The organism is Paenibacillus xylanexedens (assembly GCF_007676705.1).
GTDB lineage: Bacteria > Bacillota > Bacilli > Paenibacillales > Paenibacillaceae > Paenibacillus > Paenibacillus xylanexedens_C.
In genome coordinates this window covers 1,660,245-1,674,624 of sequence record NZ_VEBF01000001.1, presented here as the reverse complement: position 1 = coordinate 1,674,624, position 14,380 = coordinate 1,660,245, and the positions used below count along the sequence as shown (strand labels likewise).

General features: G+C 45.1%; 7 protein-coding genes. All 7 read left to right on the top strand.

All coding sequences use genetic code 11. The annotated features are described in order from the left end of the window. Nucleotides 1–153 precede the first annotated feature (153 nt). The 7 genes from rhaD to FS628_RS07595 all read left to right on the top strand — a co-directional run bounded on the left by rhaD (nucleotide 154) and on the right by FS628_RS07595 (nucleotide 14,110). Nucleotides 154–999 carry a rhamnulose-1-phosphate aldolase gene (gene rhaD, locus FS628_RS07625; RefSeq protein ID WP_145320491.1) on the top strand — a complete coding sequence of 282 codons (846 nt, stop codon included), beginning with the start codon at nucleotides 154–156 and terminating at the stop codon, nucleotides 997–999. Nucleotides 1,000–1,277: 278 nt separating this feature from the next. Next, nucleotides 1,278–3,095: an APC family permease gene (locus tag FS628_RS07620; RefSeq protein ID WP_145320489.1), complete on the top strand. Its 1,818-nt coding sequence runs from the start codon at nucleotides 1,278–1,280 to the stop codon at nucleotides 3,093–3,095. Nucleotides 3,096–3,438: 343 nt separating this feature from the next. Beyond that, on the top strand, nucleotides 3,439–4,401 hold the full coding sequence (locus FS628_RS07615) for a carbohydrate ABC transporter permease (protein ID WP_091033725.1): 963 nt from the start codon (nucleotides 3,439–3,441) through the stop codon (nucleotides 4,399–4,401). Next, nucleotides 4,398–5,219 (top strand): carbohydrate ABC transporter permease, encoded by an 822-nt coding sequence (locus FS628_RS07610; RefSeq protein WP_145320487.1) that lies wholly within the window; start codon nucleotides 4,398–4,400, stop codon nucleotides 5,217–5,219. The genes FS628_RS07615 and FS628_RS07610 overlap by 4 nt, the downstream gene beginning before the upstream one ends. Before the next feature lie 410 nt (nucleotides 5,220–5,629). Further along, the gene (locus tag FS628_RS07605) at nucleotides 5,630–7,003 is read left to right on the top strand and encodes an ABC transporter substrate-binding protein (RefSeq protein WP_186327739.1); all 1,374 of its coding nucleotides are present in this window, start codon (nucleotides 5,630–5,632) and stop codon (nucleotides 7,001–7,003) included. 186 nt (nucleotides 7,004–7,189) lie between these two features. Beyond that, nucleotides 7,190–8,344 (top strand): copper amine oxidase N-terminal domain-containing protein, encoded by a 1,155-nt coding sequence (locus FS628_RS07600; RefSeq protein WP_145320485.1) that lies wholly within the window; start codon nucleotides 7,190–7,192, stop codon nucleotides 8,342–8,344. A 609-nt stretch (nucleotides 8,345–8,953) separates the two neighbouring features. Then, nucleotides 8,954–14,110: an S-layer homology domain-containing protein gene (locus FS628_RS07595; RefSeq protein ID WP_186327738.1), complete on the top strand. Its 5,157-nt coding sequence runs from the start codon at nucleotides 8,954–8,956 to the stop codon at nucleotides 14,108–14,110. Nucleotides 14,111–14,380 lie beyond the last annotated feature (270 nt).

Here is a 14,380-nt window from a genome sequence, read left to right as displayed (position 1 = left end):
CAAATAAACAAAACTAAACAAAAATAAATAAAAGAATATATCTGTGTTTATTATTGATCATCAAAGATAAACAAAGGTATAATGAATGTGAAATAAAGAACTTACTATGTACGTGGCAAGCCATTTGATTTTCAATATAAGGAGAGATTGATCATGAACGTGACCCTTACAAACGAAACAACACAGGCCGCCGGTTTCCATATTCCATTTGTCCGTGAGATGGCTGAAATTACTCAACATATGTGGAAAAATGGCTGGGATGAGCGCAATGGTGGTAACGTCAGCTATCTGCTGGAGGAAGAGGAAGTAGCCCAATATATCGATATCCATCATGTGCTTCGCAAGATCAAACCGGCATTTTCGGTGCAAGAGCTGGCAGGCAAGTATTTTATCGTGACTGCATCGGGCAAATATTTCAAAAATGTACTCGCTGATCCCGAAAGCAACCTGGGGTTGCTGCGTGTATCGCAAGATGGTCAGGAGCTGGAAGTGCTCTGGGGATTGGAGTCGGGGGCGAATCCAACAAGTGAATTACCTACGCATTTCATGAGCCATATTGAACGTCTGAAATTGGACCCGAACCACCGTGTTGTTATGCACAATCATGCGACTCATGTGCTGGCGATGACGTTTATCCACGAATTGGATGAAGCAAAATTCACGAAGACCCTCTGGCAGATGTGCACGGAGTGTGTGGTTGTATTCCCGGATGGGATCGGCATTATTCCTTGGATGATCCCTGGATCGAATAAGATTGGGCGCGAAACGGCTGAGAAAATGAAAGAATACCACGCGGTGATCTGGCCGCAACATGGCATCTTCGGAACGGGCACAACGATTGACGAGGCATTTGGTCTGATTGAAACCATCGAGAAGGCAGCCCAAGTGTATATGCTGGTTGCTGGTCACGAGATCCGGCAGAGAATTACGGATGAACAGCTGACTACACTGGCGCAAGCGTTCGGCGTTACCCCTCGTCCCGGCATTCTGGGTAGTTAAAGGATGTTTTATTGCAATACAGTCAACGCATAGATCAAGGAAGTGGTCTTTGGTTCATTGAACCGAAGGTCATTTCCTTTTTTTTGACGAACAAACGTCGTTTTGGTTCAAAAAAGTTCAAATTGCTGAACAAGAATGGCTTTGTTATCGATTATTGAATCGTAGAATGCATTATCACGCGCTGGCGAATTTCGGGTGAAATGACGTATTGTCAATGGCTCTGCGATTTTGCATAATAACAATGCTTCACAGATGAGAGACGGAAGGAAGTTATGATCATGCTTGGCAAAATGAAGAGAATCTTAATAGGCAAGCCCATGAAATCGGCTGAATTGGATGGAGAAAAATTGGGGAAATGGAAGGCGCTCGCCATCCTGTCCTCGGATGCCCTATCGTCCGTTGCCTACGGTACGGAACAGATATTGCTGGTGCTCGTTGCGGCCGGATTCGCCGCCCTGTGGTACTCTATTCCGATTTCCATCGCCGTGCTGGGATTACTCGTCATTTTAATTTTTTCCTATCGTCAGACGATATTTGCTTATCCAACAGGGGGCGGCGCTTATATCGTAGCCAAGGATAATCTGGGTACCACCTCCAGTCTGATTGCCGGAGGATCTCTGCTCGTCGATTATATTCTGACTGTTGCCGTAAGTTCGTCCGCAGGCACGGATGCAATAACGTCGGCGTTTCCAATGCTGCATGACTACAGTGTCGTGATTGCACTCATTATGATTGTGTTTCTAACGATTATGAATTTGCGGGGAGTGACGGAGTCAGCGTCTGTGCTGGCGATCCCCATCTATCTGTTTATCTTTTCGATTGCAGTTCTGATCATCTCGGGCGGAATCAAATTTCTTGCCGGGGGGATGGAAGCAGCTGCACCTGAATTCGGAACTAGTCTATCCCATGTGAGTATGTTTCTGCTGTTGAAAGCATTCAGCTCCGGCTGTTCGGCTCTGACTGGCGTGGAAGCGGTAAGTAACGCGATCCCGAACTTCAAGCAGCCTGCCGAGAAAAATGCCGCAGGTACGTTACTGCTCATGGGTTGTATATTGGGAGCCATGTTCATTGGCATCACGTTGCTGGCCTTCGGTTATGGGGTGAAGCCTGATCCCCATGCCACGGTCATATCCCAGATTGCCGAAGCTACATTTGGCAGAGGATGGATGTATTTTATCATCCAGGGTGTGACGGCACTGATCCTGTTCCTGGCAGCGAATACGGCGTATTCTGCCTTCCCGCTGTTGTCCTTCATGATGGCCAAAGACAAATATATGCCTCATATGTTCATGGTCCGAGGAGATCGGCTTGGCTTCTCGAACGGTATTATTTTTCTCAGTGTCATGTCTGCGCTGCTGGTGGTTGGGTTCAAAGGAAATACCGAAAGCCTGATTCCGCTCTATGCGGTAGGGGTGTTCATTCCATTTACGCTATCGCAGCTCGGCATGATGATTCGCTGGATCAAAGTCAAGCCGTCTGGCTGGCAGATGAAACTGCTGGTTAATACAGTCGGTATGCTGACTACGCTATCGATAACCCTGATCTTTATTTTCACCAAGTTCACGCAGACATGGGTCATCTTTATCTTTTTGCCGCTCGTTGTCTATGTGTTCATGCGTATTCACCGTCACTATTGCAACATTGCGGATGAGCTGCGGATTGATATTCAGGTCGATAAGCCAGCGCAAAAAGGTAATACGATTGTGATACCTGTTGCAGGCATTACGCGGGTCGTCATGAACACGATCAGTTACGCCCAGACGATGTCGGATCACGTGGTCGCACTCTACATTGGCTTCGATGATGAGGCCATACGCAAGATGGAGCAGAAGTGGGAGGAGTGGAACCCAGGGGTCCGTCTGGTCGTGATCAAATCGAGGTACCGCAGTATTATGGGGCCGCTCAAGAAATTCATTGATACCGTAGAGTGGAAAACGGCCGAGACCGATCACATCACCATTCTGATTCCGCAATTCATCACCAAGCATTGGTGGCAAAATGTACTGCACAACCAGACCAGCTTCATGATTCGGGCTTATCTGATCAATTACAAAGACGTGATTGTCACCACGGTGCCATATCATCTTAATCGTTAAGTCGAACGGTTAATCGCTTAACCGGGGTTGGAAGATTTACAGATTATTGTAAAATGAGTCACTTTCATTAATAGACAAACGTTCATATTCCATTTACACATCGAACCGCAGGGACATCTCCAAACAGGGGAGTTCTTGTGGTTTTTTGTCGTGAGATCTAATTCTAATTCCGGCGTAGAGTTGATCCCTGATTTCGTAAAGCCCCTTGTCCATGATTAACGTTACGTTGATTCAGAAAAGATTTTGCTGTGACATTCGACTCTTACACTAGATAACGTGGTGCTGAAGTTGATGCAGCATTTCACACACACTGAATGCGTGAATCAAGGGGGAAGAAAATCCGATGAGTGAGCTTGATAACCGGATCAGCTTGCCCGCCGCCAAACGGCGCGTATCAGGTACGAGTGAGCGTCGTACAGCCTCGCTGCGTGTGCAGCGAATGCGGGAGAATATGCTGGCCTATGGTTTCCTGGCACCATCGCTGCTTTTGTTTGCAGTGTTTCTGTTTTACCCGATGTTTAAGTCCGTGTATCTGAGTCTTCATTCCACAGATCCGACGGGACAGATTGCGGCTTACGTGGGGCTGGATAATTTCAAGGCGGTGTTCCAATCAGGGCTGTTTATGCAAGGGATGAAAGTGACGTTACTATTTGTCCTGTTTACGGTGCCTACGGGTATGCTGGCTGCTCTGATTCTGGCTGCACTGACTCACAACCGGTTCAAGGGAATGCGTGTGTTCCAATTTGTATTCTCTCTGCCCGTGGTGTTATCCGTCGGTTCGTCAGCGGTGATCTGGAAGTTTCTATTCCATCCGACCTTGGGCATGCTGAATTATCTGCTTGGCAAAGTAGGTATTGATCCAATTCCTTGGCTTACCAGCCCGGATTGGGCGTTAATCTCGATCTCCATCATGACGATCTGGATGAACCTCGGATTCAACTACATTATTCTATCCAGTGGTCTGGCAGGCATCCCGGATGAGATCTACGAGAGTGCCAAGATTGATGGCGCAGGACCATTACTGACGTTTCGTAAAATCTCAATGCCGCTCCTGTCACCAACGTTATTCTTTGTTACGGTCGTATCGATCATTGGCGCTTTTCAATCGTTCGGTCAGATCAACATTCTAACCCGGGGTGGCCCAATGGATAGTACGAATGTTTTCGTCTATTCCATCTATCAGGAAGCCTTCGTTAATTTCCGCTTTGGTACAGGTAGTGCACAGGCACTGATCCTGTTCGTGGTGATTATGCTGCTGACCCTGATCCAGTTCAAATGGGTAGAAAGGAAAGTGCATTACCAATGAGTGCGACATGGACCAAAACACTGTTATATGTATTACTGACGATCTGTGCAGCACTTGTGTTGTATCCGGTGATGTACACCTTTTTCATGGCCGTCATGACGCCGGAAGATGCGAGCGCTTATCCACCGCATATCATTCCGGATTCAATCGATCTGTCCAATTTTAGCGAAGTATTCGATATTGTTCCGATTGGTCGATTTATCGGCAATACCTTCCTTGTCGCAGGCCTAACGACGCTTGGTCAATTGATTACAGCGAGTATGGCAGCCTATGCTTTTGCGAAAATGCAGTTCAAAGGCAAAAACTTCATCTTCAGCATGTTTGTCGCAACGATGATGATTCCGTGGGAAGTGACGATGATCCCCAACTACCTGACGGTTCGCAGCTGGGGCTGGCTGGATAGTTACCAGGGGCTTACCGTGCCGTTTCTGGCAACGGCGTTTGGTACATTCCTGCTAAGACAGTTCTTCATGCAGCTGCCCAAGGAATTGTTCGAGGCGGCGAAGATCGACGGTTGTGGCCATATCCGCTATTTTATATCGCACGTCATGCCTTTGTCCCGTCCGGCACTTGGAACACTGGCAATCTATTCATTCTTAAGTATGTACAATTCGTATCTCTGGCCGCTGCTAGTGACGAACACACCAGAAATGAGAACCGCACAGATCGGGATCTCGATGCTGGAGTTCCAGGAATCCACGGCGTGGAATCTGGTATTTGCCGGAACAGCGATGGTCATTCTACCATCCTTACTGTTATTGATTTTCGGGTTGAAACAGCTTGTCCGCGGTATGGCCGCAGGCGCGCTGAAGGGGTAAGGAGAGTAAGGTTTACAACTATTAAATTGAAATTGAAATTCTGAAGGTTTTGATCTAAAGATTTGATTTAGAGGTTTTGAATTAAACCTTGTATCTTCGTACAAGGTCTACGATTTGAATACCAGGAGCGAATAAAATGAGGCTCGTGCTTCAAATAAGATGTTGAAATGAACGACGGTAGTAGTGAAGGAGAAGAATCGATTCTGAAGAAGCGAAGCTACAAGCTTTCTGCAAGAAAGCTACTTCGTAAGCATTAACTCGCCTTTATCCCCGGATTTTCCCCTTAGAGAGGGGGAATGAGAAAAATCCGGGGATAACAGCGATCAAAAGAACGATTCGTAACCGTAACGGCCACACCGCGTCATCCCCAAGATTTTATTGTAAGCGAGCCATATAAAAGGAGAGCGATTATGAACGGATTTCGGTTGAAAAAAAGAGGTACATTCGCATTAATGCTGGCTGCTCTAATGTTGGTCATTTCCGCTTGCGGAACGAAAGCAGAAACAAGCAGCCCGGCAAGTGGAGCTCCAGCAGAAGCGGCCGCAGCTGAAACAACACAATTGACTTGGTGGCATTCCATGTCGGGTGCAGGGGAAAAAGCGATAAACCAGCTCGCTTCCGACTTTAACGCAAGTCATCCAGACATTCAGGTGAAGCCCATCTATCAAGGGAAGTACGATGAAAGTCTGAACAAACTCAAAGCATCCATGGGCTCAGACAGCGGTCCAGACATTATCCAGGTCTACGAGATTGGTAGCAAGTTCATGATCGATTCAGGCATGATTACGCCAGTACAGCAGTTCATCGACAAGGATCAGTTCGACCTGTCCCAACTGGAGCCAAACATTATCCGGTATTACACCATTGATGGCAAGTTGAACGCGATGCCGTTTAACACATCGAACCCGATCCTTTACTACAACAAGGATATGTTCAAAGCAGCAGGTTTGGACCCGGAGAACCCGCCGAAGACATATGAAGAGTTTGAACAAGCAGCGAAAGCATTGGCGAAAGACGGTAAGCCAGGAGCATCCATGGCGATCTACGGCTGGTTCATGGAACAATTCTTTGCGAACCAGAATGCAGATTATGTAAACAATGGAAACGGAAGAACCGAAGCCGCTACAGAGTCTCTGTTGAACTCCGAAGCTGGAGTGAAGACATTAACATGGTGGAAAAAGATGATCGACGAGAAAACCCTCTCCAATCTGGGACGTAGCACAGACGATACAACAGCAGCATTTACCGCTCAGCAAATCGGTATGACCCTGGATTCCACGGCTGGCCTGCGTAAAATCGTAGAAGGTTCAGGTGGCAAGTTTGAACTGGGAACAGGCTTCCTGCCTCGTCCAGCGGATGCCAAAGAAGGCGGCGTTGTGGTGGGTGGAGCGAGCTTGTACATCATGAACAACAAATCGGAAGCACAACAGCAAGCGGCTTGGGAGTTCATCAAGTACTTGGCTACACCAGAGGTGCAAGCGAACTGGAGCGTTGCGACAGGATACTTCCCAATTACGACAGCAGCTTACGAAGAGCAAGTATTAAAGGATAATATGGCGAAGTACCCGCAATTCCAGACAGCAGTCGACCAATTGCACGCTTCCGCGGATTCGACAGCAACATCCGGGGCATTAATGGGTGTATTCCCTGAAGCGAGACAACTTGTCGAAGGAGCGATTGAAACGGTCCTGAATGGACAAGGTACACCACAGGAAGCATTGGATGCAGCAGCTAAACAAATTACAGACAAGATTGCGCAATATAATAGCACGGTGAAGAAGTAATTTAATTCATATGAATGTTGAATGCAGTGATTAAGCTGCATTCAATTTTTTTTGTTTACTAAAGAGAAAGACTAACATTTTTTGTTAATGATTACGAAAATAGAATAGGAAGCTGAAAGGGGTATCCCAATACATAGATTCATGAAGAGAAATAGACATAATAAAAATAAGAAGGAGTACAAGTGAATGAAAAGAATAACGGTTCTAATGATGGTATTTATGTTGTTGTTTGTCTCAAGTGTTTATGGGGAGGAACTTAAAGTTAAAAATATTGAACTCATCCCTAATACTACAGTTTCGGTCGGTGGTAAGATTAATCTTAATATAGTTGTTGTGTATGATGACGAATTCTCAATACATAGCGATAACGATCCATATTACAGAAGAAATACGGGTCTTTCGAAAACAGATTATACGATCAGTGAACCTCATATACTTCAAGTGCTGAGCACTGGGATGGTAAAGGTAACAGGTGTAGGTTCTTCAACAATTACTGTTAAAGTCGAAAATGTTGAAAGATCAGTTACCATCTCAGGTAGCTTGGATGAAGCGATTGATGGGGGATACATAAAAAATGGTGTGACTCTTGTTCCGATGAAAGAGGTATTCAAGGCACTGGGGGGGAGTGTTAATTACATTGCTCAACAGGGCACCTTCGAGATTAAAGTTGGTTCTACCAGACTAACTCTCCCGAAAACTGGAACAAAGGCAACTTTAAATGGAGAGCCATTAACTCTCAAGTCACCACTACTTGTTCAAAATGGCGTAACTTTGTTTCCTGCTTCTGTTCTCTCAGATGCTTTGGATGGAGTATTGACTTATAACTCTAAAGCTAAGCAGATGCAAATATCCATTGGTAAAGGAAAAATGACTATTAATATTGAACAACCTCAAAAACAAAACAGTGTAACAGCAACAACTCCAACAAAAGGAAAACTTTATGCTGTACCAGCTACTGGAGAGATGACAGGGTGGAGCATTCTCAAGGGTCATCCTTACGTAAAAAGCATCCGTGTGTACTTTAAAGTTAATGGGTCAATCGTACAAATATATACTAAGGATATAAGGAAGGTAGATCTGAATAAAAAAGTAACATGGACCGATTTAGAGGGTAAAAAACACACGAATACGGTAAAACAGTTATATACTGTTTTTGGGGAATTAAGTAATGAATATACTAGTGACATACTATATAAAATGTTTGGAAAAACATATTCAGACTGGATCGGGTCAACTTCACTGAATGCAGATCGATACGTTGACCAGTACTTGGAGCAACAAGGATTAATTGAACCATATGGAAGTAATATTACATTGACACCTGACACAGAAGTGTATTGAAAACCGTCTGTAACATTTCGAAAAAGTGGAATTAGTATCATTTTCCATATTTTATATTATCCCACAAGAAAGTCTCTGAAAGTATTTGGAGATGTTCTTGTGGTTTTTTTTGATGTGGTTACATGTCTATATTTATTATCAGGTAATATTTAACATTCTATTAACTTATACTGATTTTACGCATAATAGTTCTCTTTTATACTCAGTTAATGTGGTGATCTAATGTGATCCGTCCATATCGTTTTATCATGTGAAAATGTATGTCTCAAGACTCAGGTTTAGTGGGTTTAAAGAAATGAGGACTGTCACTAAATGTCGAATTCGTATTTATATTTATTATATATGTAAATTTAATTGACATCAAATAACTATATACCTAACAATTATATGACTTTAATGTTCTTCATAACGTGTTTTTAGTCAAAAAGTAGTACTAATTATTCATTATATAGAGATTAGTTTAGGGTGTGTAATATTGGTGTTCTATTTTATTTCATTTGATAGAAATATTGTTTACACAACTCTGTTATTCAGTTATCTTATATTTGAACTAATGTACAAGCTGTCTGAACAAATGATTGCCAAGTTGAAAACATGGGGGTAGGACGAATGAACAACACGCAAGTGAAACGTTGGGCACAAGGGTTTCTGGTTTTCGTTCTTGTCGTTACAGGTGCGGCACCAATCGGTGGATTAAGTAGCACCGTATATGCTGATGAGGAAAATGTAGTAACGGAACAGCCGCAAACAAGTGATCAGGAGACCTCCATACCGGATGCTGTCCCAACTGAAGAATCGTCAGACCTAGAGTCACCGACTAACGAAGATGATGATTTGGATGGAACTGAAAATGAGGAACCAGCTGAGACGGATAACTCAGAAGTGCAGGAAGCAGACGGGGCTGGAATCATACCCATTGCTGATGCGCGAGTACTTGCACCAAATACAAATGTAGCCGTTTCAGGTGTCGTAACGTACAGTGAACTCTCCGGAGAATTCACGAATTATTATATTCAAGACGAAGAAGCTGGCATTGTAGTCCGAGCGAAGAATCAAGTTGACGTGGGGGATCGCATTGAAGTATATGGTCCAATTACCCACTACAGCGGACTCGTCCAGATCGAGAAGGATAAGTCGGGTTTTACCGAAGGATACATGAAGGTAACTGAGCAAAATGTAACAATCCCCGGACCCAAAAATATGGTGTCCACAGACTTTGTCAGACCAGCAGACCAAAGTAACAAGGGTCCGGGCGAAAAGTATGAGGGAATGTTTGTCGAAGTAAGAGATATTCAGGTAACACGGGGCAGTAGTTCGACGTTCTACGCTACGGATAGTCATGGTGCTGAGATGACGATCTATGCCAAAAACTCCCCTAACGCGCTAACTGTCGGCAAAACCTACGAATATGTGCAAGGTGTTCTCACGTTCAACAGTAATTACGGATTAGAGATTTTACCTAGAACAGCCGCAGATGTTGTAGAAAATAGCCTGTCTGTGATGGCAAGTGTTCCGTCCGGCGGGATTCCCCGAAACAATGAAGTCACATTAACCTCTCCAGCAAAGGGTGCAGTCGTACATTACACAACGGATGGAACCGAACCTACTACTTCTTCTGCCGTGTATAACAACCCATTGGTGATTGATCAAGACATCGTAATCAAAGCTGTTGCCATTCTTAATGGACAATCCAGTGAAGTGTACACCTTTACGTATCAAGTACTTCCTGATAAAGAAAACTTGCGTATCCATGATATTCAAGGTGCAGGACATACCTCTGTTTTTAACGGATATGATGTTAAAGATATCGAAGGTATTGTTACCTCAGTCAGTACAAGCAGTTTTTACATGCAAGAGCTTCCGGATGAGATTGACGATGATCATCGGACCTCCGAAGCCATTCAGGTATATAAACCGAGTCATGGAGTTATCGTTGGCAACCAGGTGAAGGTATCTGGGAAAGTTACGGAATATGGGGCGGTTAACGAATTAACCACCACGCAAATTACGGGGAGTACCATTGTAAAAGTGTTAGATCAAGTCGAACTACCTGCACCTGTAAAGTTGGGTGTTAATGGACGAATCATTCCAACAGTCATTGACTCGGACTCTTTTGGAGAGTTTAACCCAGAGAAGGATGCCATAGACTTCTATGAAAGTCTCGAAGGCATGCGCGTTGAATTGGAAAAGCCTGAGATTATAGGTCCTTACTCCAGTCAACCGGGTCTGGCCGTTGTCGTGGATAATGGTGAGAACAATCCACTTCGCACGCCTAATGGTGGTGTTATTTTGACCGATAACAAGAAAGGTATGAATGAGAGTGATCTCAATCCGCAGCGTCTATTTATCAGTAAGAAACCTTCCAAAGCAGTAAAAACAGGCGATAAGTTGGATGGTAGTGTAATTGGAGTAATGACATATTCTAGCGGCAATTTCAAGGTGAGTCCTGAAGGGAGTTTGCCAGCAGTCATCCCAGGAGAAGCGAAACAAGCGACTACTTCCATTGAGAAAGCAGCAGATAAACTGACCATTGCCACGTTTAATGTGGAGAACTTCAGCAAAAAGGATGCAACACGAGCCAATAAAATCGGCAAAATCATCGTGGATAATCTGAACACGCCAGACATCATTGGCATTATGGAAGTTCAGGATAACGATGGTGATGCCGATACAGGTACAACAGCGGCCAATGAGAGTTTTCAGACTCTAATTGATGCAATCAAAGCGAATAATGGACCAACATATCGATACAGTGAGATTTCTCCGGAAAATAACAAGGATGGCGGGGCGCCGGGTGCCAACATTCGGGTAGGATTTCTATACCAGCCGAACCGTGTAACGTTGGCTACTGGTATCGGAAAAGGAAATGCTATGACAGCAATCACAGTCAAAGCAGACGGCAGTCTCTCCAATAATCCGGGACGTATTGCACCAGAGGACGAGGCATTCGCCAGCTCTCGCAAACCGCTCGCAGCGGAATTTGAATTCAATGGTGAACGTGTAGTCGTGATTGCCAACCATTTCAATTCCAAAGGTGGAGACTTGAAACCTTTTGGAAGCATACAGCCTGCGACTCGAAGCAGTGAAGTTCAACGTGCGAAGCAAGCTGCGCTGGTCAATGGCTTTGTGAAAGAGTTACTGAACAAAGACCCTGACGTAAATGTCGCTGTACTTGGCGATTTTAACGACTTCCAATTCTCGAATACCTTGAACATTGTTGAAGGTAATGAACTGGACAACTTGGTAAACCAACTGCCAGAGAATCAGCGATACTCCTACATCTATGATGGAAACTCTCAGACACTGGATCACATTCTGGTGAGTAAAAACCTGACTGAGACGGCAGCCATCGAAGTGGTACATGTGAATGCCGATTTTGAGACAGCGGATGGACGGGTGAGCGACCATGATCCATTACTCGCACAATTAAGTATTGGAGATCCAGTGGAAGAAGGGGACTTCAACCTGCGCGTACTTCACACGAATGATACGCATGCGCATCTGGATAACATCCCGCGCCGAGTAACGGCAATTAAGGAAGCGCGCAATGATAACACTTTGGTGCTGGATGCAGGGGACGTTTTCTCAGGCACATTGTACTTCAATCTGTTTAACGGTCTGGCTGATCTGGAATTCATGAACATGATCGGATACGATGCCATGACTTTTGGTAACCATGAGTTTGATAAAGGTCCAAGCGTACTGAAAGCATTCATTGAAAAAGCAGAGTTCCCGTTCGTGAGTGCCAATATTGATTATTCAAAAGATGCGAGCTTGAGTGGTTTATACAACAATAGCATCGGTGATCCGGGTGAGAAAGCCGAAATCTATCCAGCGATTATTACGGAAGTGAATGGTGAGCGAGTCGGTATTTTCGGACTGACGACACCGGACACAGTATCTCTTTCTTCACCGGGAGATGACTTGAAGTTTGTAGATTATAAGGCAAGTGCACAAGCAACTGTACAGATGCTGCAAAATGAAGGTATCAATAAAATCATTGCTTTGACTCACCTTGGCTACTCAGAGGATCTAAAATTGGCTGAAGCCGTAGAAGGAATCGATATTGTGGTAGGTGGTCATTCACACACCATTCTGAAGGAACCTATGGTTGTAGGCAGCCAAGATGAGCCAACATTGGTTGTACAAACCGGGGAATATGACGTTTCTCTTGGTCAATTGGATGTTACGTTTGATGAAGCGGGTATATTGAAGAAGTGGAACGGCAAATTGTTGAGTCTGGATGCGAAAGATGCTGCCAACCAATTCATCTATGCTGATGATGTGGAAGCCGCGAACAAGTTGAAAGAATATGCCCCTCAGTTGGAACAGTTCAAGAAAACGGTTATTGGTAAAACGAATGTCTTCCTGGATGGAGAACGTGGCACTGTGCGGAAACAGGAAACCAATTTAGGAAACCTGATGACAGACGGTATGCTGGAGAAAGTGAAATCCATTGTGCAGGAAAACGACGTCAAAGGATACGTGGCGATCCAGAATGGCGGTGGCATTCGAGCTTCATTCCAGACAGGTGATATTACGCTGGGCAATCTCCTGACTGTGATGCCATTTGGTAATAACCTGTCTGCGCTGAAAATGACAGGCAAGGAAATCACAGCCGCGCTGGAAAATGGCGTTAGTGGTGTGGAAACGGGAGAAGGACGCTTCCCGCAAGTGGCAGGCATGCGGTTCTACTACGATTCTACGAAGCCAGGCGAGAAAATGGATGCAACGACCAACACCGTGACCCAAGTCGGTCAACGTGTGGTCAAAGTTCAGATTAAGAATGCAGATGGAACGTACACGGATATCGATCCGAACGGGTACTATATCGTCGCTACCAATTCATTCATGGCTAACGGTGGAGATTTCTATCGTGCTATGAGAACGGCAAAAGATGATAATCGATTCTACGAATTGAATCTGGTCGATTATGAAATCTTCCATGAACATCTGGACCGTGTAGGTACAGTGAACCAAGAGACGGAAGGACGTAGTACCGATTTGAAAGGAACGCCACTTCCAGGAGACGGAAATGGCAGCAACCCTGGTAATGGTGGCGGGAATAATGGAAGTGATCCGGGCAGTGGTAACAGTGGTGGAGGTTCTACAACACCTACCACGCCTGTAACTCCAACCACACCGACTACACCAACCAATCCTACGAATCCAACTACGCCAACCGTTCCGGGTAATGGAGGAGGCGCTACTCCAACCATACCAGTTGTAGACCTGAAAGATATCGGGAATCACTGGGCCGCTGCTGCCATTGAACAGGCCATTTCCCGGGGAATTGTGAACGGGTATCAGGATGGTAATTTCCGTCCGAATGCACCTGCCACACGCGCCGAATTCATTGTTATGCTGGCAAGAGCATTTGAACTCCCAGCCAGCAACAAGGCATTGACGTTTAAGGATGCTGCTGGCATACCGGCGTGGGCGCAATCCTTTATTGCTCAGGCAGTGGAGCAAGGCATCATTAGCGGGTATACGGATGATACTTTCCGTTCATCTGGCAAAGTATCGCGGGTAGAGATGACGGTTATGCTCGTAAGAGCACTCGGTCTTCCGGTACATTCCAATCCTGCACTGAGCTTTGCGGATGCAGATAAAGTACCCGCTTGGGCTGTTCCATATATCGCTGCTGCATATGATGCAGGACTGGTGAAAGGAACAGGGCAGAATAGGTTTAACCCACTCGCAGAAGCAACACGTGCTGAAGTGGTGACCCTGCTATTGTCGGCAAGCGAGTGGCAAAAGCAGTAAAGACGCATGATACAGACGGTTTAGAACAGCTTGCAGACTTCCATCTGCAAGCTGTTTTTTTACTAGGGCGTGTCTGAAAACTCCGAAGGAAGCAGATTTTGCCGAATTTTCGTTCCAAGCAAGGAAGGACAAAGGTAAGAGAGAATCGTGTAATTTCACGTAGCTCAAGATAGCCAGAGGAAGACATAAGATAAAAGATGACAGAAAAAGGCCACCGAATAATTTCGGTGGCCTTTCTACCAAATTCAGGTTTATTCATCTCAATCTGGT